This window comes from Micromonospora sp. NPDC047467 (assembly GCF_040643095.1).
In the GTDB taxonomy this organism is placed as follows: Bacteria; Actinomycetota; Actinomycetes; order Mycobacteriales; family Micromonosporaceae; genus Micromonospora.
The window spans coordinates 157,405-180,376 of sequence record NZ_JBEYTO010000008.1; the positions used below are offsets into that span (position 1 = coordinate 157,405).

Genomic DNA, 22,972 nt, shown 5'->3' on the forward strand with positions numbered 1-22,972 from the left:
TCCCTCCGGCGATCTTCGCCGAGGGTGGCACCATTGCGAGCGTCAAGCATATTGGAGTCGGCGACAATCGCGGTGCCGGTTCTGCTATGAAGAATCAGTTGGTGGTTATTCCGGATGGGTCGTGTGGTCGTGAGGATTCACAACCTAGATATGATTGGGGTTCCGGGTGACCCTCGTCCGTAAGCTGCTCGACATCGCGAGCGGCCCAATCAGCCGCACCGAGCCAAGTCGCGAAGATCTGCCTGCGGGTAGTCTCGGTAATCAACTTCATGAACTGCTGGTGGATCGTAACGGTTTCTACGTGTTCGAGTCTGCGCTGCATGTTAGGCCTGCGGCCCGCCGAACTGACGGTGCCCACGACATCTCGGCATGGAATTCCTCTGAGCTATGGAGGCATTCCTATCAAAGCTTGATAGACGATAGGTTCTGCTTCTTCGCTGAAGATGCCTTCGGGCACCAGTTTGCGATTGATGAGGCGCACGTATTTTCGTTCAATTCTGAGACTGGCGGCGTACGGGTTGTCGTTGACAATATCGAGCAGTGGGCTAGTGGAGTTCTTGAGAACTATCGGGTCGCTACCGGCTATCCGGTTATTCATGCTTGGCAGGCAGTTCACGGCGCCATTCGGCCAGGTTACCGTCTCTTGGCACGTGTTCCGTTCGTCCTTGGTGGTGAGTATGTCCGCGAAAATGTGTCCGCAATTCACGACGTGGCATTGATGAGATACTGGGGTTCGTTTGCCAATTCGATTCGTGACCTGGCAGACGGAGAGAGCTTCGTGTTCGATGTCGCGGGCCCCGAAGACCTCGTTCGCACGAGTGCGCCTCCGCCCTAATATTCGCGGTAGGGAGGGCCAGGGCATCGCTTGTGAAGCGCCACCCCGCTGCGTAGTGGTGCCATCTCGGCGGTTCCGCTGGTCAATCCGCGAGACGGGCAGGTCGCGCGAGCTGGGGAGAACGGCCCGATCCGCGTTGCGGAGCGTGCCCATCGACGCGTGGCTGTGGAGCCATCGCGTTGGCGGCGTCATGAATCGCGGAGGTCGAGACTCGAATCTCACCTTCGAAGCAGCGTCGCGCTGTCAAGCTGGTCGGATCGGATGAGGATGACCACCGATCCTGTGGTGCGAGAGCCGAGGAAAGCGCGGAAGCTGAATTACCACATCCTCCGCTTGCGCGGAGGTTCCCGAGTTGAACGGGAATAGAAGGAAGCGCCCGCATGGCCTCGGCTGTCGCCGCTTACTCAGGGATCAGCTCACTGAGCCGATCCAGTGTATACACATCAGACCCGTCTGGCAGCTCCTCAGGCGCCTGAATGCCGATGAACGTGATTGGCTCGTCCGGTAGCCGGCCGTTCCACGTCATTACCTCGGCCCGTGCCCGCCAACGGTCGACAAGGTAGGACACGGTGAGGTAGCGCCGCTCCATCAGCGCTCGTACTCGGTCGGCCGTGGTGAAGGTGTTGTCCTCCACCCGGTTGAATGACGGCGTACCCGGCAGGTACAGGTGAAGCCACAGGGCCTGCCAGCCGCCCTCGCTCCTGGCGAACACCATCGGCAGCGCGATCCGGCCCTGGCCGCGCAGGTGCGAACGCGCCCGCACCGTCCGTGCGTCGAAGGGGGCACCGAGCTGGTCCCGTGTGCGGGCCTGATACCCGAACATCGACTCGGCGACCTCGTCGAACGACTCGCCCGCATAGATGAGGACCTGCGGAACCACATAGCGTCCGCCGGTCGTCAGGGGCACGTCGATGAATTCGGTCGCCCCGTCCGCCGCGTCGGTGATGTCGCCGGAATGCACCACACCATCGTGGCGGTAGTTCGTCCACGACACCTGGCCTGCACTGTGGAACTCGTCATCTAGCAGCAGCACGGACAAGTCGTAGTCGGTACGACGACTTGCCTGGCGCCAGTATGTGAAGAAGCGCAGCAGCTCACCGGAGACCGACGCCCGGGAGCCCCTTGGCAGGACCGCGAATCCGCCGTCGGCCGCCTTGCCGGACAGCGGCAGTGCTACGTCGAGCACCTCGGGGTCCACCACCAGCGGTCGTTCCGGCTGCGGCAGCCGGGCGCTGATCTCGGCGTCGAGCAGCGACGACAGCTCGGCTACCAGCTCGGCCGGCAGCGGTGGCCGCTCGTCGGGACCCACCCACGCGCTGCGCGAGCGGCTCGCGTACATCCGGGCAGACATGGGCGTGAGCCGGTTGTCCATATGCTCCCGCAGCGAGAGCAGCACCCGGCCCGACGCTGAGCCGAGCGCGCCAGCGACCGCTTCGACAACACCGCTTCGCTGCGGCTCCGACGCCAGCCGCAGCAGCCGGTCCGCGGATCGCAGGAGCAGGCCCGGCGCCGCCGACAGCACCGACGCGGCCGAACCGATGGCTCCGGCGCGGATCTCCGCCTCCGCGCGACCGGCTAGGTTGCGTACCCGCCGCTCGCCACGCGCGACCTCGAACACCGCCTGTGCGTGCGGCCACTGGTCGTACTCGTGCGGGTGCAGCCGTTCCCCGAGCCGCTTCCACCGCTCCGCGTAGCGCACGACGTCACCGAGCTTGCCTGGACTCGCGCCGACGACATCGTTCAGCGCGGCCAGCAGCATCCGCCGCTCCGGGCGCCGGAAGGCGCGGAATCGCGTGGGTGTCCGGAGCGAGGCATCCCCGTCGGACACCTGGCAGGCAAGACGCAGCACGTCGGTCGTCGTGTCCACGCCGACCAGCGGCCGGCCGAGGACGAGCCGGATCCCGTTGAGCACGGCACGGTTCTCCCGTACCGGGATCTCGGCCGGCTGCGCGCCGTCCACGCAGGCGACCGCGAGCTCGCTGAGGATCGCGAGGCCCGCCTCGCCATGCGGCGTTGAGCTACCGGCCAGGGCCAGATACAGCCTCGTTGCCTCCACGTCGACGGCGTCACCGAGGCGCAGCACGGTCACCCGGTCACCGGCTGCGGTGATCAGCTCGTCGTGCGCGGCCAACAGCTCGGCATGGGTGTGCTGGTAGGTCCCATAAGCCGGCAGATCCAGCAGGTTCACCGCACCCGAGGCGACGGCGTCCCGCAGCTGCTCGTCGGTTGCCGTGCCTCCGCCGGTGAAAACGGCCGCCCGCAGCCGATCCGTCCAGAACTCGGCAGTGTCCGGCACGTCATCCGGGAAGCCGATGAAATAGGCGTTGTGCCGGACATGGTCGCCCACCAGTTCGCGTACCGCCGAGACGACCGTGGCGGCCAGGTCCATCGCCGGCGCGGGGGCCAGGGTGCCGATGTGCTCCAGCAGGGCCCGCGACGCCGAGAACCCGACATCGAGCAGCGCCACGTCCAGTTGCCGGGCCACCGGAGTGCCATCGCCAGCCGCGCCGGTGCTGGCCGGCACGCGCAGGGTCTTCTGGATGATCAGCTTTTCGAGCACGTGGTTCCCCGTTCCGGTCGACTCCGGTAGATGCCGGCCCGCAGCCGCGGCACAGTGGGTCGCCGGGGACTCGAACCCCGAACCCTTCGATCCAACTAGGAGAAGGAAGAGCACCCATCGCCGCGCGAGCGGAGAGCGGACGCGCTACTCAGTCGAATGCTCTATCCAGTTGAGCTAGCGACCCAGATGTCGATCATCGCACCGGCCGGGCCGACATGGCTATCCCGTTTCGAGGTCACTACCGGACGCGGCGGACATGGGAGTGCCGCTCCCGGGCGGTGACGGCCAGGGTTCGCATCTGGCGGCCGCAACGAGAGCTGACGTGCGGGTCACCTCGACCAAGCCTGGCTGGTGCGACCGTCGGTGACGTCGATCTGGAAGGCGGCGTCGATGGCGGCGACGTTGCGGGTGATGTCGCCGGGGGTGGCGGCCCGCATGATGACGACGCCGGCGTAGACGGAGGAGTCGAGCGGGCCGCGGACGTTGTCGCCGACGCGCGTGGTGATGGTGGCGTCGACGACGCAGTCGAGGCGCAGGAGTTCCTCTCGGCTGGTGATGGCGGTGACGGTGCCGGTGGGGCGGGGCAGCATGTACTGGATCATGTGGTCGTCGCGGGGTGCGGGGGCGATGTCGACGCTGGTGCCGGTGGCGAGGTCGAGGAAGGTGTCCCACAGGTCGATGCCGTACTGGTGGCGGATCTGCGCGGTGATGCCGCCGCCGCCGGGGCGGCAGGCGATCTCACCGATGAGGTAGCCGTCCGGGCTCTTGAAGACTTCGAGGTGGGTGACGCCATCGTGGAGCCCGAGGGCGTCGACGACCTGGGTGTGCAGGTCGGCGATGAGGTGGGTTTCGGGGTCGTCGTCGGGCAGGGTGTACGAGCCGATGACGCCGCCGACGCTGTCGAGGACGGGGGCGAAGTAGCGGGACACGGGCGCGAACCGCACCTGACCGTCGATGACCACGCCGTCGCAGTGGTACTCGGCTTCGATGTCGACCATCTGTTCGGCCAGCAGGGGGAACGGTGCGGTACGCATGGCGGCGCGGCTGTCGTCGGCGAAGACATCGTGCAGGTGGTCGGGGTCGCGGATGACGACGACGTAACCGGCGCCGCCGCCGCACGCGCGTTTGACGACGACGGGCCAGCCGAGGTGCCGGGCGGCCTCGACCGTGTCGTCGAGGGATTCCATCCGCCGGAACGCGGTGACGGGCAGACCGGCCGCTGCGAGTTTCTGCTTCATCACGAACTTGTTGGAGAACGCGTTGGCGACGTCGTACCCGGGCCCGGGCAGGCCCAGGTAGGAGCGCAGGTAGCCGCCGGCCTGGACGCTCCATTCGGAGGGTGCGACAACCCAGTCGAAGGGGTGCCTCTCGCGGATTCGCAGGGCGGCGAGCCGTACGCCGGTGAGGTCGGCCACGGAGTCGACGAGTTCGACGTCGGTGCCCGGGTCGTAGAAGTGCCGGTACTTGTCGATGGTGATGACGGAGAGCCGGACGTCGGGGCGGTCCTGCAGGAGCCGGGCTCCGGTGCGGCAGTTGGAGTTGATGAGCAGCACGTTGGGCATGGTCACCCCACCGTTTCCTGAGGCACGGCGTGGGCCATGGCGGGTGTTCCCGTCCGGACGGGTCGGGGGTCGGTGGGCCGGCTGTCACGGGTGGGCGACCTGGTCCAGATGACAACGGCCAGCACTGCGGTGGCCGCGGCGGGCAGAAAGACGAATGCGGAGCCGGTGAGGCCGACGGTGAGGCCGAGCAGCAGTGACGACAGCGGCACGGTGCCGGTGATGAAGGTACGGATGACGGCGTTGACCCGGCCGGACAGTTCGGCGGGAATCTCGGCTTGGCGGTAGGCCATGGTCGTGGCGTTGACACCGCCTTCGCCGAAGCAGAGCAGGCAGAACGCGATGACGACGAGGATGGGCGCGACGAGCAGCAGGCCGAGGGAGCCGAGGGCTGCGACGCCGAGCCACACGCCGATGCGCAGGTGGCGGCGGTGCGGTCCGTTCGGTGCGAGTGGGCTGACCCAGGAGCCGATGGCAGCGGCGACGGCACCGAAGGAGACGGCGATGCCGAGCGCACCAGGGGACCAGCCCCACTGGCTGGTGCCGATCGTGAGGATGGTGGGTTCGACGGCGCCGGCTCCGAGGTTGTAGAGCGCGACGGCTGCGGTGAGCCGGCGCAGGTCTGGTCGGGCCCGGAAGTAGGCGATCCCTTCGCGGATCTGCTCTCGCATGGTGGGGCCGTGGCGTTCGATGACGCTGCGCACCTTGGGGAGGAACAGGGCGGCGATGGCGGTGACGAGGAAGCTGCTGGCGTCGATGATGAGGGCCCATGTGACGCCGGCTGCGGCGATGGTCAGGCCGGCCAGGGCAGGGCCGGCGAACCGGGCGACGAGCTGCGTGGAGTTGAACCAACTGGCTGCCTGGTCGAGTCGTTCGCGGGGGACGAGGGCGGGGATCAGGCCGTAGTCGCCGGCCACGTCGGAGACGACCTTGGCCAGGCCCATGACGGCGAGCATGACGAAGACCAGGGCGACCTGTTGGAACAGGAGCAGCAACGGGATCATCGCCACGGAGGCGCATTGGACGATCTCGCCGGCGATGAACAGGGTGCGCCGGTCGTGCCGATCGATGAACGCGCCGAGGAGCGGGGCGAGCAGGAAGGGCGCGGTCTGGGCGGCCATGCTCGTGACGGCGAGCAGGCTGGAGCCGGTGGATTCGAGCAGCGCCCAGGGCACGGCCAGGTAGAGGAACGTGTTTCCGGCCATGGAGATGGCCGTGGCTCCGGTGTACAACCAGAACTTTCTCATGATCTTCCCATCGCCGTCGCGGCCGGGTGCGGCTCTCGCTGTGTCGGGCAGGGCCTTGTCGGTGCGGCGGACTCCGTGGGGGAAATCGTCCGGCGCGGCTATCCACCGGCTGTCATGTTGCCATGCCTTGCCAAATCTTGGCAATGCGGTCACGATGATGGCGCGATGAGGGTGCTCCCGCTTCGCAGGATTGGCAATAATGGCAAGGCCTTGTACGTGCCAGGCGAGCCAGGCGCAATCCACGCCCACACTCATCGGAGAGAGAGGCAGTACCGTGGCGCATACCCTCGTGGCCCCATCGTCCGTCACCGTGACCCGGCTCGCGGGAAACATCGGCGCCGAGATCGGTGGTGTCGACACCAGCGGACCGCTCAGCGACGACGCCGTCGCCGCCGTCCGTGCCGCCCTGCTCGCGCACAAGGTGGTGTTCCTCCGCGACCAGAACCTCGACTACGACAGCCAGCAGGCGTTTGCCGAGCGGCTGGGCGAGCTCACGCTCAGCCACCCCATCTACGCCGCACCGGAACGCCGTCCGGCGTTGCGCGAGATGGACTCCGCCCACGGCACGAAGGCCAACCACTGGCACACCGACCTGACCTTCATCGAACGCCCACCCGCGTTCTGCCTCCTGCACGCCAAAATCATTCCGCCGGTGGGCGGGGACACGATGTGGGCGAACTGCGTCACCGCGTACCAGTCGCTGCCCGCTCCGCTGCGCGCGCTCGCCGACGAGCTGCGCATCCTGCACAGCAACGACTCCGACTTCACCGACGACACGGTGGACCACCGCGACGACTACGTGTCCACCGCCTACGTCGCGGAGCACCCGGCCGTGCGGGTGCACCCGGAGACCGGCGAGCGCGCTCTGCTGCTCGGCGGATTCGCCCGCAGCGTCGTGGGGATGACCCCGGCCGCCGGCCGTGACCTCATCCGGCTGCTGCAGGAGTACGTGACGCAGCCCGAGCAGACCGTCCGCTGGCAGTGGCGCGTCGGTGACCTCGTCATCTGGGACAACCAGGCGACCATGCACTACGCGATCTACGACTACGGCCGGGAGCGCCGTCGTGGCGAGCGGCTGACGACCATCGGCCAGACCCCGGTCGGCATCGACGGGCAGGCCAGCGTCACCATCGCCGGTGACACCTCCGCATACAGCGCCGGACTGCGCTGACGCCACGGCCCCTGTCGGACCGTGAGGAAGAGGCTGTGACATGAAGAACGTGCTGCTGATCAACTCGGGTCGCAAGGCCGTCGGCTGCGCACTCCAGGAACGGGACGACATCCGGCTGTCGGTCATCTCCATGCCCGGCTACCTCGACTGGTACGACGCGGGCACCGACCTGGAGGTCGTCGACACCATCGAGAACCTGAATCTGGTCCGCGCGGCCGCCCTGCGGATCCGGGAGCGTAATCCCTTCGACTACGTGGTCGCCCCGTCGGAGTGGAGCGTCCCCGCCGGCGGCTTCATCCGTTCCTACTTCGGCATCCCCGGGCCGAGCTATGACGTGGCGAACGCGTTCTCCAACAAGTTCGTGATGAAGCAGAAGGTCGCCGCGGCCGGGCTACCGGTGGCGACGTTCCGTCGGGTGGACACGCTCGGCCAGCTCGTCGCCGTCGGTGACGAGCTGGGCTGGCCGTACGTGCTCAAATCCGCCTTCGGCGGCGGCTCGGAGAACGTGTTCGTCGTCCGCGACGCCGAGCACGCCCGGTCGATCATGGCTGGCGAGACCCTGGCCCGACTGGGCGACCTGGACAGCCCGATGCTGGCCGAGGAGTTCGTCGACATCGACACCGAGTTCCACTGCGATGGGGTCGTCGTCGACGGCAAGGTCGTGTTTGCCGCCGCCTCCCGGTACCTCGCCCCGGTCCTCGACAGCCTCGGCGGCGTGATCGGCTCGTACACGCTGCCGGATGACGACACCGACGCCCGCCTGATCTGCGACCTGCACGATCGGGTGATCACCGCGCTGGGGCTTCCCGACGGCGTCACCCACCTGGAGGTTCTCAAGTCCTCGCGCGGCTACCTGGTCGGCGAGATCGCCTGCCGGACCGCTGGCGGCGGCATCCCTCTCCAGCTCGAACACCAGTACGGCGTGGACACCACCGACGCCCTCATCGCCACCTCCATCGGCGACCCGGTCGAGTTGGACGTCCCGTCCCGATCCGACTACCTGATCCAGTACATGCTGCCCCGGCCGGTGGGCACCGTCACCGCGATCAGTGCCGCCGCCGACCTGCGCGCCGCGCCGGGTGTGGAGTACGCCGAGATCACCACGAAGGTCGGCGATCACCTTGCCGGCCCGGTGGACTCCTCGGTCTACGCCGGCATCGTGCTGATCCGGGCCGAGACCGAGGCGCAGGTGGCGAAGCGATGCGCCGAGATCGCGCGTCGGTACCGCATCGACGTGGCCGCGGAGCCGGTCGGCGCCCCGGCGACGGCCGTCCTGGCCGAGACGAGGGGGTGACACTGTGCGGATCACCGACCACCACGGCCTGGCTGTCGCTGACCTCGCCCCGGAGGAGGTGGCGCGGCGGCCGTGGCGCGGCAGCGACCAGCACATCGACGTGGTACGCCTGCCAGACCCCCCGGACGACCTCCTGCCCGAGCTCGCCGGGCTCGGCTTCGTCCACAAGCCGGAACTGCTGTCGTGGCGCGCCGAGCTCGGCCCGGACGAGGAGGAGTTCCTGGCCCGGCTGGCCACGAAGCCACGCCAGGACATCCGGCGCTCCATCCACCGGGCCGAGGCCGCGCTGACCCTGACTGTCCATGACACCCTGCCGGCGCCGCTGCTCGACGGGTTCCTGGACCTGTACCGCTCGCGTGTGGCGGAGATGACCTACGGAATCACGATCGCGTGCCGGTACCGGGACGCGATGCTGGACGGTCCGGACAAGTACTACGGCGTCTTCGCGATGGACGGTGCGGAGATCGCCGGCGGCTGCCTGGTCCGCGAGTGCCCGGACGAGGAGATGGTGCGTATCCGTTTCTCCGCCGTGACCGAGGAATGGCGCCGGGCCAGCCTGGCCCGCACCCTCTACTTCGGCGCGATGCGGGTGGCCCGCGACAAGGGCTTCAAGTGGGTGACGCTGGGCGATGAACCCAACCTGTACGGCCACCTGACCAAGATGGGCCTGTTCCCCTTCAAGGTCTCCATGGGCTTCCACCCGGTGCCGTCGCAGGACAACCACGACCCCGAGGGCCGCGACCTCGCGGACCTGATCCTGACCGGCACGCACCTGAGCGGGCCCGGGCTGATGCTCGGGTATGTGCCAGGCCGTCGGCACGAGCGGCAGCTGACCGGGTACGTCATCAGCGACGAGCCGGTGGACGTGAAGCGGATCGCCGCGCCGTTCCTGGACGCGGTGGTCCAGGTGCCGCCCGGTGAGCGCCCGGCCTCGGCGGCCGCCCCGCCGCCCTGAGCGGCGCTGTCTGTTCCGCGGCCTGACTCCTCGGCTGACACGACGGCTCCCGGTCCCGCCGGGAGCCGTCGCCGTGTTCCACCAGCCCCGCTGCCTGATGGATCCCGCAGCGGCTCGCCGGGATGGGGGGTGACGCGGCGAACCCCGGGTGTGCGCCAGTGCACCGGCGCGCACCCGGGGAACGGGTCCGCTCACGTCGACGGTGGGCTACATGCCCGTGCCCGCCACGAAGTCGGAGGTGTTGCCCTGCAACGTGACAGCGGGGGCGCCGTCGACACCGACCGTGGTGGTGCCGGCGACGGTGACCCGCTCACCGCGGCGGTGCTCGGTGTAGTCCTTGATCGCGTAGTGCAGGGTCGCCTGGTTGTCCCAGATCACCAGGTCGCCCTTCTGCCACTTCCAGCGCACCGTGTACTCGGGCTTGGTGGCGTACTCCGTCAGGATCCGGAGCAGGTCGCGGCCGGCCTGCGGGGTGTAGCCGGTGACAGCCCGCGCGAACCCGCCCAGCAACAGGCAGCGCTCACCGGTCTCCGGGTGCACCCGGACGGCCGGGTGTTCGGCCGCGAAGCGGTTCTTGAGGTACTTGGTCCGCACGTCACCGTCGTAGGTGGCGTCGGTGAAGTCCGAATCGTTGGAGTGGATGACCCGCAGCCCGTCGGCCAGCGTGCGCAGTCCCTCCGGCAGGTCCCGGTACGCCGCACCGGTGTTGGCCCAGATCGTGTCGCCGCCCACCTCGGGGCAGACCACGTTGTGCAGGAAGGCGAAGGCCGGCGGGTTGTCCATGTAGGTGAAGTCGGCGTGCCAGTAGTTCGCGCGGGTGCCCTCGCCGCGGGAGTCCATCTCCCGCAGCAGCGGCTTGCCCTCCGGGCCGCCGTAGATCGGGTGCCCCAGCGTCAGGGTGCCGAACCGCTTGCCGAACGCCACCAAACGGTCGTAGTCCAGATTCTGACGCCGGATGAAGATCACCTTGTGGGTCAGTAGCGCCTGCCGCAGTTCGCGGATCACATCGTCACTGAGGTCCTCGGCGGCGTCCACGCCGAGGATCTCAGCGCCGATGTTGCCCGCCACCTGCCGGATCCGGACCCGGGTGTTGACGGGGGTCTCGATGGTGTGAGTCACCTGGTCCTGCCCTTCCTTGTCGGAGTCGACGGCTCTGCCCGCGTGGAGCCTGGGGAGGGGTGCACACACACTCCACGTCTGGGCGCATGGCCAACGCCGCCGGTCTTGAGAGCCATATTGCCAAGTCTTGCCAGTGCTGGCAATGCCTAAATCCGCAGTATAAGAACTCCTCGACGGCTTCGACTCGGATTTGGCGTTTGCCGGCTGTTGCCAACTCTGGCAGGCTTTGGCAAAGCGTGTCGTCTCGTGGGAGGGCTAAACATGATCGATACCGAGGCCGTGGAGGCGATCCGCCAGGAGCTGATCACCTGGAGGTACAAGGGACTGCCGGTGGCGCTGGACGGCTGCACCGTCGCGCAGGCCGCGGAACGTGGGCTCAACCTGTTCGAGGACGGATTCCTCGGGCCGATGCTCGTGCTCGACGACGACGCCCTGACCCACAACCTCACGACGATGGCGAAGTGGTGCGCCGACCGGGGAATGCAGCTCGCCCCACACGCGAAGACGACGATGGCGCCGCAGCTCTGGGCTCGTCAGATCGAGGCGGGGGCGTACGGGCTGACCGCGGCCAACACCGCCCAGCTGCGGGTGTACCGCGCCTTCGGGGTGTCCCGGGTCATCTTCGCCAACGAGCTGGTCGACCCTGCCGGGCTGCGCTGGATCGACGAGGAACGGTCCGCGGACCCCGCGTTCGAGTTCGTCTGCTTCGTCGACTCCGTCGACGTGGTGGCCCAGATGGAAGCCTCGCTGCGTCAGGTGGGCGCCGCGCCGGTGGATGTCCTGGTCGAGGTCGGCCGCACCGCCGGACGGGCCGGGGCGCGTTCGGTGGCCGAAGCGACGGCGGTGGCCCGCGCGGCCGCGGCCAGCCCACTGCTGCGTCTCGTCGGGGTGGGCGGCTACGAGGGTGTGCTGGTCAACGACCCGTCGCCACACAGCATCTCGGTGGTCAACGAATTCCTGCACCGCATGCGCGAACTGACCATCGCCCTGCATCACGAGGGACTGTTCGAGACCGACGAGATCCTGCTCACCGCAGGGGGTAGCTGCTTCTTCGACCAGGTCGCCGAGGTGTTCGGCGGGCCGTGGCCGGGCATGTCGGTGACCACCGTGCTGCGCAGCGGGTGCTATGTCACCCACGACGACGGCTTCTACCGCTGGATGTCGCCGTTCTCCCGGGGCGAGGCCGTCAACGGCTCGCTACGGCCGGCCCTGAAGCTGTGGGCACGGGTCACCTCGATGCCGGAGCCCGGGTTGGCCCTGCTGACCGCCGGCAAGCGGGACCTGTCGTTCGATGCCTGGCCGCCGGAACCGCAGCTGGTCCGCGGCGTCGACGGCGAGATCCGTGAGCTGGCCGACTGCGCCATCCGCGCGGTAAACGACCAGCACGCCTTCCTCACGCTGCCCGCCGGGCACGGGCTCGCGGTGGGGGACTGGGTCATGCTCGGACTGTCCTACCCGTGCACGGCCTTCGACAAGTGGCAGCTGATCCCGGTCGTGCGGGACGAAACCGTTGTCGACTTCGTCCGGACCTACTTCTGACGATGCTGCCCGTGGGCGGCGCCGCCGTGGCGACGCCGCCCACACCGGACGGCCCGCTGACTAGAGGAAGTGGCCGCTGGCCAGGTACGGCGTGGGTTCCGCCATGCCCCGCAGCGCCAGGTAGCCCTCCTGGCCGATGTCCAGCCGGGCGGCGAGCCCCACGTCGATCGCCCAGTGGTTGGCCGTGGTGATGCAGTTGATCAGGGTCGACCCGCGCGACGAGGCCAGCGCCTCCCACAGCAGCGAGGACGCCGTCTGCGGGTCCTGGGCCGCCAGCAGCTTCGCCTGCCCGAGGTCCTCGTCGATGAACACGTACCCGTGCCGACCCGGCTGCCGGGACACCACCAGACGCATCCGGCGAATCATGTATTCGTGGTCCGGGCCGTGCCCGGCGCCGCGCCGGCTCTCGTCCAGCCGATCCATCCACTCGATGTCGTTCTCGTCGCCCTCGCTCAGGCCGGAGACCGCCAGCAGCGTGGACCGGTCCACGGTGCCCACCATTCGCATCTGCGGATAGAGCAGGAAACCCGCCAACCGGTAGCGGCGGGTGGCCCCCGGGTGCACTGTCGACGAGAACAGCCCCGGCCGCCCATCGGCATGGGCGAGGACGGCGTCCATCAGCTGCCGGCCCAGCCCGCGCCCCTGGTGCTGGGGCAGCACGCCGTAGGTGGCGAGGAACCAGACCTGCTCCCGGTTCTGCGAGATGGCGAAGCCGACCATGTCGTCGCCGTCCATGGCCGCCCAACAGCCGCCCGGATCGGTCTCCACGAGGTACGACATCCGATCGATCCACTGCTTGCCCACCGCGGCGGACCGGGGCTGGACCTCCGGCTCGCTCACCCGGCGGCTGAGCCGGTCGCCTTCGAAGAAGGTCACCGCCGAGGCACGCTCGGCGGCGGGCACGTCCTCGACCCGCATCGGCCTGATCTGCGTCTCTCCCATGATCTCACCCGTCCTTTCCGCTGCTCGCCGGTGGTCGCGCGCTCATACCCCGTAGCCTGGCCGGCGCCGACAGCGTCTCGGCCAGACTGCGCCAGGCCTCCGCCGCCAACTCCAGGTTGTGCGCCGCGGTCGCGTTGTGCGCCAGCCGCTGCAGGTGCGCGATGCCGGCCTCGGTGTCGCCCTCGACGATGGACAGGCGGCCGCGCAGCACCTCGATCCGCAGCCGGTCCCGGAACGACAGGCGCCCGCCCGAATCGTCGATCCTGCCAGCCAGCTCCTGCGCCTCGGCGAACCGCCCCTCCTCGAACGCCAGGTGTGCCTGCAGGGAGAGCATCTCCTGCTGGTGCAGCTCGGAGCCGATCATCCGCAGCACGGGGGCGACCTCCTCCAGGCGGGCACGTGCCGCCGCGACCTGGGCCGGGGTGCTCTGCAGGTACAGCGAAGCCGCGGCGAGCCTCAGCCGCATCCACAGCTTGAGATCTTCGTGGCTGTCCAGCAGTCGCAGCGCCTGTTCCAGCATCTCCTGCGAGGCACGGTAGTCACCCTGGCGCATGCTGACCGTCGCCGAGGCCCACAGCGCCTCCACGTACGCGGTGCCCGGAGCGCCTTCGGTGAGGGCGCACAGCAGGTCGGCGTGCCGGCGTGCCTCGCTCAGCCGGCCCGCCTCGGCCTCGGTGGGGATCAGCACGTGCAGCGCGGCCGTCCGGTCCGGCAGCGCGAGCGCGGTGGACAGTTTGACGGCCCGCTCGGCGTACTCGCGGGCTCTCACGATGTCACCGAGGACCCGCAGGCAGCGCGACATCCGGGTACACGTTCGCACCAGCAGTTCGGGCACGTCGAGTTCCTCGGCCAGCGCGAGCAGTTCGGTCAGCAACGCGTACGCCGCCTCGTGCGCGCCCTCATCACTGCGCAGCCCGGCCAGCAGCCACAGGGCCTGCCAGCGCAGCTCCGGCGCGCGCCCGTCGTCGAGGCGGAGCGCCTCGGCCACGCGTTCGGCGCTGTCGGGCTGCACACCCGATGTGACCGAGGCGAGCACGATTGCCAATGTTGCCGACCTCGCCTGGGAGAGGAACGCGGCCTCCTCGACCCCGAGCCGCTCTGCCAGGTATGCCACCACACGTGGCGTGGGTTGCCGGGCGCCCGACTCCAGCCGCGACAGGTAGCCGGTGGAGATGTAATCCCCCGCGAGCGCAGCCTGCGACAGCCCGCGTCCCAATCGGAGGGCCCTCAAGCGTTGACCGAACTGCGGCTGATCCAATGTCTCATCCCTGAGGTGTGGGAGGCGGCGCCACTCGGCATCGACTCATATCTGCCGAGACACGGAATCACGACAGAATGCAGACGGGTTGCGGCGTCACGTATGCGACCCCCCGCGCCTCTTGGTGCGCTTGACGGTAGTCGTGGAATAGCGGCCTTGTCAACGCCAGGCAACAGCATTGTCAAAGACGTTGCCGTCCTCTACCGTCGTCGCTGAGCGCCACCCTGTCCCCGCCCGCCATCCATTCCGCCAGTCGCCGGCTGGTCCCGCGGCCGGTCGTCAGCGGGCGCTGGGTTCGCCACTGCTGGCGGCTTTTTGCCACGTGCACATTCCGGCGCGTGCCCTCTGCGAGGAGTCTCGAATGGCCTCGGTGAACACCCTCAGCCCGCCCACCGACCTCGACTTCAGCAAGTTGTCTCCCGAGATCCGGCGCGAGCTGCGCAAGCTGTGCCGGCTGGACAACCACCACGGAATACTCGGCGTCCTCTTCGACTACGCGGTCGTGGCGTTCGCCGTATACCTGAGCGTGGGCGTGTCGTACTGGTTCTACCCCGTGTCCCTGGTGCTCATCGGGTCCACCCAGCGTGCCCTGGTCAACCTCCTGCACGAAGCGTCGCACAAGGTGCTGGCCCGCAATCAGACCCTGAACCTGGTGCTCAGCACGGTCTTCACCGGGCACCTGGTGTTTCACATGCACAACCCCTACCGCAGCTCACACATCGGCCTCCACCACCGCTACCTCGGGGACCGAGACAAGGACCCCGACTACAGCTTCCACGTGGAGTGCGGCATCTACGATCCGGGCGGCTCCAACCGGGCCTTCTTTCTGCGCAACATTCTTCTCGCGGCTCTGGGTCTGCGAACCTTCGAGTACGTCCGCTACGTGGTGGAGGACCGACTGCTGTTCCGTGAGGACCAGATTGCCGTCTCCATGCCGATCAGCCTGCGGGCGGAGCGCTGGCTGCTGCTCGGAGTATGGACGGTGCTGTTGACCCCGATCGTGTCCGGCGGCTACCTGCTCGAATTCGTCCTGTTCTGGATTGTGCCGCTGTTCACCACCGCGGTTGCCATCGGTTGGCTGTCCGAACTCGCCGAGCACTTCCCGTTGCCGGAGAGCGAGAACAGGCAGATCCTGATGACCCGCAACCGGCACGGCTGGGCCATCGAACGATTCCTGCTGGGGCGCCACAACGACAACTACCACCTGGTTCACCACCTCAACACCGGCGTGCCCTTCTGGAACATGAAGAAGGCCCACCGGATCCTGCTCGGCGATCCGGCGTACGCGTTGTGGGACGGGATGTGGGCTGGCATCATGACCCGCTCGCCGGGCCGCCGGGACAAGGAGACCCTGATCAGTTACGCGGGGAAGTACCGCGAGTGGCGTCGCACCGGCGGCGAGCCCGGCGACCCGGGTCAGCGCAGTTTCGCCGAGATCGCCGCGTTGGCCAGGCAGTCGTGGACGCCGCCAGCGGAGCCGGTGCCAGCGCCGGCACCACCGGTGGCGCCGCCGGAGCCTGCGGAGTCGCCCGTACCGGCCAGAGCCCGGCGATGACGGCTGGCATGATCCACCTCAACACCGCCGGCGCGGGCCTGCCGGCCCCCGGCGTCACGGCCGCGATGACCGGCTACCTCGACGCGGAGGCCACAGCCGGGCCGTACGAAGCCGAGCAGGCCCGCGCCGTCGACCTCACCAGCAGGGTGTACGCCGTGCTCGCGGACCTCGTCGGTGCGCGAGCGGAGCACATCGCCCTGTTCGCCAGTGCCACCGACGCGTGGTGCCGGATCGCGTGCCATCTCACCCTGCCCCAGGGAAGCCGGATCTGGACGACCCCGTACGAGTACGCCGGCAACCTCATCGCCCTGCAGCGGCTCGCCGCTCGCCGCAAGTGCGCCCTCGAGGTGGTCCCGGTGGACGGCGCCGGCGACCTCGACCTGGAGTGGATGCGCGCCCACCTCGACGATCGGGTGGCGCTGGTGTCCGTGGTCCACATGCCGTCGGCGGTCGGGCTGATCCAGCCGGTCGAGCAGATCGGCGCCCTGCTGGCCGGCTCCGCGGCCGTGTACGTGGTGGACGCGTGCCAGACGGTGGGCCAGATCCGCGTCGACGTCGACGCGATCGGCTGCCACGCGCTCACCGCGGCGGGCCGCAAGTTTCTGCGCGGCCCGCGCGGCACCGGCTTCGCCTACCTGCGCCCCGACCTGTGGGACCGGATCGACCCCGTGTTCTACGACCTGCACGTCGCGCAGGCGCTCTCGCTGCACGAGCACCGGCTCGACGTGGCCACGGCGGCCCAATTCGAGACCGCCGAGCGTGGCAACGCCGCGGTGCTTGGCCTGCTCGCCGCCGCCGAGTACGCCCGCACCACGTCGCCGGCGCCGTCGGCCGAGGTGTACGCGGCACTGACCGCCACCATTCGGCAAACGCCCGGTGCCCGCCCGTTGATGCCCGGCAGCCGACACGGCGGCATCGCGTCCTTCACGCATGACCGACTGCCGCCGGAACGGATCCGTGATGCCCTTGCCGAGGACGGGCTCAACACCTGGGTCGGCGTCGGCGCACACACCCCGCTCTACCTGGCCACGGCCGGGATCGAACGGTTCGTGCGCACGTCGGTGCACCACTACAACAGCCTCGCCGACATCGAGGCGCTCGGCCGTTCGCTGCGCCGTGTCTGCGCCGCCTGACCGGTACGGGACCGGGCCGCTCCCGACGCGCGTGCCACCGAGGGGCGAGCGGTCGCGGGTCCCGGTTCAGCCGGCCCCGACTCAGCCGGCCCCGACTCAGCCGGCCCCGACTCAGCCGGCCCCGACTCAGCCGGCCCCGACTCAGCCGGCCCCGACTCAGCCGGTGGCGGCCCGGCCGGCCGCCGGTTCGGCTGCCCCGGTTCAGCCGGTTGCGGCTCGGCCGGCGAGGGCAGGGCCGTCACCGTACGGCTTGGCGAGGGTCTCCGCGAGGTTGCGCCACAGCTCGGCGGCGAGCTCGACGTTGTGGGCCTCCTCGGCCTGGCGGGCGACGTCCTGCAGGGCCCGGATGCCGCCGTCGGCGTCGCCGCCCAGAATGGACAGACGCGCGTGCAGGGCGGCGAGCTTGAGCCGGTCGCGGAACGACAGCAGCGAACGCTGGGCGGCGGCCGCCTCGCACAGAACGCGTGCGTCGTCGAGGCGCCCCTCGGCGAACGCCAGGTGAGCCTGCAGGCTCTGCAACTCCTGGTGGTGGCGCTCGGTGCCGATCAGGTTCAGGACCGGGCCGACGGCGTCGAGCGCGGTGCGGGCCTGCGTCGGCCGCGCCGGAGTGATCTGTAGGTACAGCGAGGCGGCGGCCAGGTGCAACCGGATCCACAGTTGCAGGTCGTTGCGGCTGGTCGCGCCGGACAGCGCGTCCTCCAGATAGGCGATGGCACCGGCGTGGTCACCCTGCCGGGTGCGGACCGTCGCGGCCGACCAGAGCGCCTCGACGTGCAGCGTCCCCCCGGCAGGCTTGGTGAGGCGGCACAACTCGTCGGCGTGGGTACGGGCCTCGTCGAGCTGGCCCGCCTCGGCCAGCGCGGAGACGAGGGCCTGGAGGGTCGCCGCGCGGTCGGTGAGCGACAGCTCGTCGGTGATGCTGTGCGCCTGTTGCGCGTACTCCCGGGCGCCGGTGGTGTCACCGAGGGTGCGCAGGCACCGCGACAGCTGGGTCTGCGCGCGGGCCAGCAGCGGCGCGACGCCGAGTTGCGTGCTCAGCTTGACCAGCTCCTCCAACAGGTGGCGCTGCTCGTCGCGCTCGCCGGCGTCACCGCGGATCTCCGCGAGCAGCCAGAGCGCCTGCCAACGCTCGGCCGGGTCTCGCTGGCCGTCGGTGCGCAGCGCCTCGGCCAGTGGCTCGGCGACACGGTCGTCACCGCTCGCGGAGATCATCGCGGCCAGGATCTGGGTCAACGGCGACGCTTGCACGGCGTCTACCGGGTCGGCATTCGGGTCTTCCAGGACCGAGGGCGGCACGCCGAGGCGCTGCGCGAGGTACGCCACCACCCGGGGGGTCGGCCGCCGGGCCCCGGACTCGAGGCGGGAGAGGTAGCCGGTGGAGATTCCACCCTTTGCCAGTGCCGCCTGGGAAAGGCCGCGCTTCTCGCGCAGTGCACGGAGCCGGGGCCCGAACTCGGACTGCTGCAGCATCTCCAAACCCCCAAGGCCAAGGTCACCGACAACCGACATCAAGCGCCGCGGGTGTGACCGCCGGTAATGATTCGGCGTTGCCATCGACGGTATGTGACTGAAAAGGAGTATAGCCACGCCGGCAGGCGCTGTGACAGCGTGGCGGCACAGGCGTTGCCTCGGCGGGTTGCCGGCACATTGCCGCGCCGGCAACCCTGCGTATCCGGGTCAGAACCGGGTGTGGTGTATGGCGTACACCTCCGACTCGGGCATCGCCGCCAGGTCGCGAACGTCGGCGCGCTTGATCGCGGTGTAGAGGTCCCGGCGGGGCGAGCCCAGCACCGACATCAACAGCTCGTCGCGTTCCAACGCGGCCACCGCCTCGGCCAGGCTGCCGGGCAGGACGGTGACCCCGCGGCGACGCAGTTCCGCGTCGGACAGGGTGTTCGGGTCGACGGTCAGCGGCGGGCCCGGATCGAGCCGCCGCCGTACCCCGTCCAAGCCGGCATGGATGACGGCGCCCAGGGCCAGGTACGGGTTGGCGGTGCCGTCGCACGGCTTGATCTCGACGTTGGTGGTGCCGGACTCGTCGCCGCCCAGCACCGACGGGACCCGTACCGCGGCCTCGCGGTTGTCGAAGCCGTAACACCCGTAGGCGCCGGCCCACTTGCCCCGCACCAGCCGCGCGTAGCTGTTGACGCTGGGGCACAGCAGGGCACTGAGCGCTGGCAGGTGCGTCAGCACCCCGGCGATGAAGTGGTGCGCGACGTCCGACAGCCCCGCGCCGGGCGCGGCGAACGCGTTGCCGTCACGCCAGAGGGACACGTGCAGGTGGTTGCCGTTGCCGCGCAGCCCCGGCAGCGGCACCGGGGCGAACGTGGCGCGCAGCCCGTGCTGCCGGGCCAGACCCCGGGTGAGTATCCGCTGCCACACGTGGTTGTCGGCGGCCCGCAGCGCCGGGGCGGGCCGGACCGTGACCTCGTGCTGGCCCGGCGAGGTCTCCGGGTGGTACTGCTCCACCGCCACGCCGACCGAGCGCAGGGCGCGGATCAGCGCGATCACGTAGCCGTTGGTGATGTCGAACGCCTCGTTGTCGAGCGTGAGTCCGTCGTCGAACGGCACCCCGTCGCGCAGCAGGGTGAACTCCGGTTCGAACGCGGCCACGACGGCGTACCCCTCCTGGTCGGCCGCGGCCACGGCGTCGCGGAGGAACGCCCGCGGACACGCTCCCCATGGGGTGCCGTCCCTGGTGAGCAGGTCACCGAGCATGGCTGCGGAACCCGGCGCGTGCGGCAGCAGCGCCAGGGTGTCCGGGTCGGCGGAGATGCGAACCTCGTCCATGACCGCGAACCCCGGCACCGGCTGGGCCTGGTCCAGCAGGCTCGCCGCCTGGCGACCCACCGACAGCGGCACCCCGGACCGTAGCCGGCCGGGCAGCATGTCCCGGGCAACGCCCTTGCCGCGGAGGATTCCGTTGTGGTCCACCCACAGGAAGCGGACGATCTCCACGTCGTGCCGCTCGACCAGCGCCAGGACGTCCGCCGCGGTCCGGCGCGGCGAACCGCCCACGGGACCGACATCGACGGCGGGAGAACGGGGCAGGTCGGTGGAGGTGATCGTCACGGCCCGCTCCTCACCGGCGCGGGCAGGCAGTCGCCCAGCAGCGCCAGCGGTGGCTCGGCCACCAGGTAGAAGTGGTCGCCACGGGTGCCGTACGCGCGGACCGTCCCGGTGGTCAGCGTCGACCACGGGCGGCAGTCAGCGTCGTCGTCGGCGTCGCCCACGATCGTCGTCACCGGACACCGCAGCATCGGCCCCGCGCCCGGCTCGTACGCGTGGAACATCCGGCCGTCGGCGCGCACGTACGGCAGGACCAACTCCTGGAACTCGGGGTCGGCGGCCAACTCCGGGTCGGTGCCGCCGAGCGTCAGCAGGCGCTGCACGACCGCCGCGTCGTTCAGGTCGTCCGGGTCCGACAACTGCTCCGGCCCTGGGTACGGCGCGTCGCGCGATCCCGACGCGAACAGGTGGAACGGCTCGATCCCGCGGTCCTGCAGTGCGACAGCGGTCTCCAGGGCGATGGCCGCGCCCATGCTGTGACCGAACAGGATCAGAGGGCGGTCCGCCAGCGGCACCAGCGCGTCGGTGATCTGCGTGGCGAGCCGGCGAAGGTCGGTGGGCGGCGGTTCGGCGATCCGGTGCGCGCGGCCGGGATAGCAGACCGCGTGCACCTCGACGCCGGGCAGACGCCCGCCCCACGAATGGAACATGGCGGCGGAGCCGCCCGCGTGGGGGAAGCACACCAGACGCGCGTTCGGGTCGGTGAGCGGGACCGGGCATTGCAACCAGGTGGTGGTTTCGCGCATCGTCATCACTCTGCCTCCTGCATCAGGCCGGTACGGCGGGCACGCAGCGCGCGGGCCCGCTGGGCACGGGCGGAGCGGGCCGCGCCGTTGGCCGCGTCGGCGTCGGCCGCGTCGCCGCCGTCGCGCAGCAACGCCACCTGCGCGGCCACCGTGGTGTGCTGGAACAGGGCGACCACCGACAGTCGGCGCCCGGTACGCCGCTCCAGCGTGTCTCGTAGCCGGAACATCGCCAGCGAGTGACCGCCCAGGTCGAAGAAGTTGACGTCGGCGGGGACGTCGTCGCGCTGCAGCACATCGGTCCACGCCGCACTGACCTGCACGGCCAGATCGGCCGGGTCCGCTGTGGCCGGTCCGGCCGGCGTCGCCGCCTCGGCGGTCGCGGGGCCGGCGTCGGCCAGGCCGCGCAGTGCGGCCCGATCGGTCTTGCCGTTGGCGGTGCGCGGGAAGTGGTCCAGGACCACGATCCGGCTCGGCACCATGACCGCCGGAACCCGGTCGGCCAACTGCCGTCGCAGGGACTCCGGAGCAGCTCCGGCGGGGGAGAGGACGAAGCCGACCAGCTCGGTGTCACCGGCGGCGGGGACGGCCACGGCCTCGCGGACGCCGGGCAGCGCGCACAGCTGTGCCTCGACGGCCGAGAGCTCGACCCGATGTCCGCGTACCTTGACCTGATGGTCCCGGCGACCGAGGAACTCCAGGGTGCCGTCGCGGGTCCACCGGCACAGGTCACCGGTGCGGTACATCCGCCCGCCGGGATCGGCCGCGAACGGATCGTCGCGGAACGCCCGGGCCGTGGCCTCGGGGCGCCCGTGGTAGCCGCGGGCCACACCGGCGCCGGCCACGTACAGCTCGCCCGACTGGCCGACCGGGACCGGGCACAGTTGCTCGTCCAGGACGTACACCCGGGCGCCGGGGATGGGGCGGCCGATGGTCACCGGGGCTGGTGCGGTGAAGCGCTGGTAGGTCGCCCACACGGTCGCCTCCGTCGGGCCGTACTCGTTCACCAGCTCGCAGCGACCGGAGGTCTGGACGAAGTGCCGCTCCACCAGCTCCTGCGGCAGGGCCTCACCGGCCACGATCGCGGTCCGCAGCGACTCCAGGCGGCCCGCGCCCAGGCGCGCGGCGGCATCGAGCAGGTAGCTGTACAGCGACGGGATGCACAGCAGATGGGTGGCCCTGTGGTCGTCGACGAGGCCGACCAACTGCTCCGGGTCGCGTACCTGCGCGCCGGTGGCCACGATCAGGCAGCCACCGGCGGTCAGCGTGCCCCACAGGCCGGCCACCGAGGAGTCGAAGCTGAGTGGGGAGACCAGCAGGAACGTGGGTTCGCCCGGGTAGACCATGCGCCGGGCCAGCGTCGAGGCGGCCAACTGCCCGTGCTCGACCACCACGCCCTTGGGCTCCCCGGTGCTGCCGGAGGTGTAGATGAGGTACGCCGGGTCGGTGAGCAGCACCGGGACGTCGACCGGTGCCCCGTCGTCGCCGGCGGCGGTGTCGCCCGCCGTGACCGACACCAGGGGCAGGCCCGTGCCCGCCAGACGGTCGCCTGTGCCGTCACTGACCAGGGCCGCGCTGACCTGGGCATCGGCGAGGATCTCGGCCAACCGCTGGTCGGGCTGGCCGGGGTCCAGAGGCACGTACGCCGCGCCGCAGCGCAGCACGGCGAGGATGGCGGCGACGGTGGCCGTGCTGGCCTCGGCGGGGACCGCCACCCGGTCGCCGCGGCCCACCCCGGCGTTCGTCAGCGCGGCGGCGATCCGGGAGCTGCGTGTGGCGAGTTCGGCGTAGCTCATCTCGTCGGTGCCGCAGCGCACCGCCGGCCGCGACGGCGTGCGCGCGGCCACCGCGGTCACCAGGTCCGGCACCGGCGGCAGCGGGCCGTCCGGCAGGGGACCGCCGAGGTACGGCAGTTCGGCCGGCGTACCCAGCGGTGGGGTTATCGACAGGGTGGTCATGGACGAGCTCCTTCTTCCCTGGTGACAAGGGTGCG

17 protein-coding genes and 1 tRNA gene are annotated in these 22,972 nt (G+C 70.0%); 7 read left to right on the forward strand and 11 right to left on the reverse strand.

The window, feature by feature from the left end:
* Positions 1 to 166 precede the first annotated feature (166 nt).
* On the forward strand, positions 167 to 835 hold the full coding sequence (locus ABZ780_RS22660) for a hypothetical protein (RefSeq protein WP_357487362.1): 669 nt from the start codon (positions 167 to 169) through the stop codon (positions 833 to 835).
* A gap of 400 nt (positions 836 to 1,235) precedes the next feature.
* Here the strand turns inward: ABZ780_RS22660 and ABZ780_RS22665 are convergent, their stop codons facing one another.
* The 4 genes from ABZ780_RS22665 to ABZ780_RS22680 all read right to left on the reverse strand — a co-directional run bounded on the left by ABZ780_RS22665 (position 1,236) and on the right by ABZ780_RS22680 (position 6,201).
* Positions 1,236 to 3,395: a hypothetical protein gene (locus ABZ780_RS22665; RefSeq protein WP_357487364.1), complete on the reverse strand. Its 2,160-nt coding sequence runs from the start codon at positions 3,393 to 3,395 to the stop codon at positions 1,236 to 1,238.
* A gap of 55 nt (positions 3,396 to 3,450) precedes the next feature.
* Positions 3,451 to 3,579 (reverse strand) — tRNA-OTHER (locus tag ABZ780_RS22670).
* Positions 3,580 to 3,724: 145 nt separating this feature from the next.
* A complete protein-coding gene (locus tag ABZ780_RS22675) occupies positions 3,725 to 4,957 on the reverse strand; it encodes an ATP-grasp domain-containing protein (protein WP_357487539.1) in 1,233 nt (410 codons plus the stop codon).
* A 2-nt stretch (positions 4,958 to 4,959) separates the two neighbouring features.
* Positions 4,960 to 6,201 (reverse strand): MFS transporter, encoded by a 1,242-nt coding sequence (locus ABZ780_RS22680; RefSeq protein WP_357487366.1) that lies wholly within the window; start codon positions 6,199 to 6,201, stop codon positions 4,960 to 4,962.
* Positions 6,202 to 6,511: 310 nt separating this feature from the next.
* On the opposite strand from ABZ780_RS22680, the gene ABZ780_RS22685 reads away from it, so the two are divergent.
* The 3 genes from ABZ780_RS22685 to ABZ780_RS22695 are packed head-to-tail and all read left to right on the forward strand — an operon-like array spanning position 6,512 to position 9,621.
* Complete coding sequence (locus ABZ780_RS22685) at positions 6,512 to 7,372, forward strand: TauD/TfdA family dioxygenase (RefSeq protein WP_357487368.1); 861 nt, start codon at positions 6,512 to 6,514, stop codon at positions 7,370 to 7,372.
* Positions 7,373 to 7,412: 40 nt separating this feature from the next.
* On the forward strand, positions 7,413 to 8,666 hold the full coding sequence (locus ABZ780_RS22690) for a hypothetical protein (RefSeq protein ID WP_357487370.1): 1,254 nt from the start codon (positions 7,413 to 7,415) through the stop codon (positions 8,664 to 8,666).
* Positions 8,667 to 8,670: 4 nt separating this feature from the next.
* Entirely contained in the window at positions 8,671 to 9,621 is a 951-nt protein-coding gene (locus ABZ780_RS22695) for a GNAT family N-acetyltransferase (RefSeq protein ID WP_357487371.1), read from the forward strand.
* 207 nt (positions 9,622 to 9,828) lie between these two features.
* On the opposite strand, the gene ABZ780_RS22700 is transcribed toward ABZ780_RS22695, so the two are convergent.
* Positions 9,829 to 10,740, reverse strand: coding sequence for a TauD/TfdA family dioxygenase (locus tag ABZ780_RS22700; protein ID WP_357487373.1), 912 nt, complete (start codon positions 10,738 to 10,740; stop codon positions 9,829 to 9,831).
* A 261-nt stretch (positions 10,741 to 11,001) separates the two neighbouring features.
* On the opposite strand from ABZ780_RS22700, the gene ABZ780_RS22705 reads away from it, so the two are divergent.
* Positions 11,002 to 12,279, forward strand: coding sequence for an amino acid deaminase (locus tag ABZ780_RS22705; RefSeq protein ID WP_357002479.1), 1,278 nt, complete (start codon positions 11,002 to 11,004; stop codon positions 12,277 to 12,279).
* Positions 12,280 to 12,339: 60 nt separating this feature from the next.
* Here ABZ780_RS22705 and ABZ780_RS22710 read toward each other — a convergent pair whose 3' ends face one another.
* Both ABZ780_RS22710 and ABZ780_RS22715 read right to left on the reverse strand, forming a co-directional pair.
* Positions 12,340 to 13,221, reverse strand: a complete 882-nt coding sequence (locus ABZ780_RS22710; protein ID WP_357487375.1) for a GNAT family N-acetyltransferase — start codon at positions 13,219 to 13,221, stop codon at positions 12,340 to 12,342.
* 4 nt (positions 13,222 to 13,225) lie between these two features.
* A complete protein-coding gene (locus ABZ780_RS22715; protein WP_357487377.1) occupies positions 13,226 to 14,479 on the reverse strand; it encodes a helix-turn-helix domain-containing protein in 1,254 nt (417 codons plus the stop codon).
* Positions 14,480 to 14,840: 361 nt separating this feature from the next.
* Here ABZ780_RS22715 and ABZ780_RS22720 point away from each other — a divergent pair, with 361 nt between their 5' ends.
* Both ABZ780_RS22720 and ABZ780_RS22725 read left to right on the forward strand, forming a co-directional pair.
* On the forward strand, positions 14,841 to 16,034 hold the full coding sequence (locus ABZ780_RS22720; protein WP_357002473.1) for a fatty acid desaturase family protein: 1,194 nt from the start codon (positions 14,841 to 14,843) through the stop codon (positions 16,032 to 16,034).
* A complete protein-coding gene (locus tag ABZ780_RS22725) occupies positions 16,031 to 17,167 on the forward strand; it encodes an aminotransferase class V-fold PLP-dependent enzyme (RefSeq protein ID WP_357487379.1) in 1,137 nt (378 codons plus the stop codon). The genes ABZ780_RS22720 and ABZ780_RS22725 overlap by 4 nt, the downstream gene beginning before the upstream one ends.
* 201 nt (positions 17,168 to 17,368) lie before the next feature.
* Here the strand turns inward: ABZ780_RS22725 and ABZ780_RS22730 are convergent, their stop codons facing one another.
* The 4 genes from ABZ780_RS22730 to ABZ780_RS22745 form a co-directional block, all read right to left on the reverse strand.
* Positions 17,369 to 18,637, reverse strand: coding sequence for a helix-turn-helix domain-containing protein (locus ABZ780_RS22730; RefSeq protein WP_357487380.1), 1,269 nt, complete (start codon positions 18,635 to 18,637; stop codon positions 17,369 to 17,371).
* A gap of 207 nt (positions 18,638 to 18,844) precedes the next feature.
* Complete coding sequence (locus ABZ780_RS22735; protein WP_357487382.1) at positions 18,845 to 20,239, reverse strand: glutamine synthetase family protein; 1,395 nt, start codon at positions 20,237 to 20,239, stop codon at positions 18,845 to 18,847.
* Positions 20,236 to 20,988 (reverse strand): alpha/beta fold hydrolase, encoded by a 753-nt coding sequence (locus tag ABZ780_RS22740; protein WP_357002464.1) that lies wholly within the window; start codon positions 20,986 to 20,988, stop codon positions 20,236 to 20,238. Before ABZ780_RS22740 ends, ABZ780_RS22735 begins: the two co-directional genes overlap by 4 nt.
* Entirely contained in the window at positions 20,988 to 22,937 is a 1,950-nt protein-coding gene (locus ABZ780_RS22745) for a non-ribosomal peptide synthetase (RefSeq protein WP_357487384.1), read from the reverse strand. The genes ABZ780_RS22740 and ABZ780_RS22745 overlap by 1 nt, the downstream gene beginning before the upstream one ends.
* Between the last annotated feature and the right edge of the window lie 35 nt (positions 22,938 to 22,972).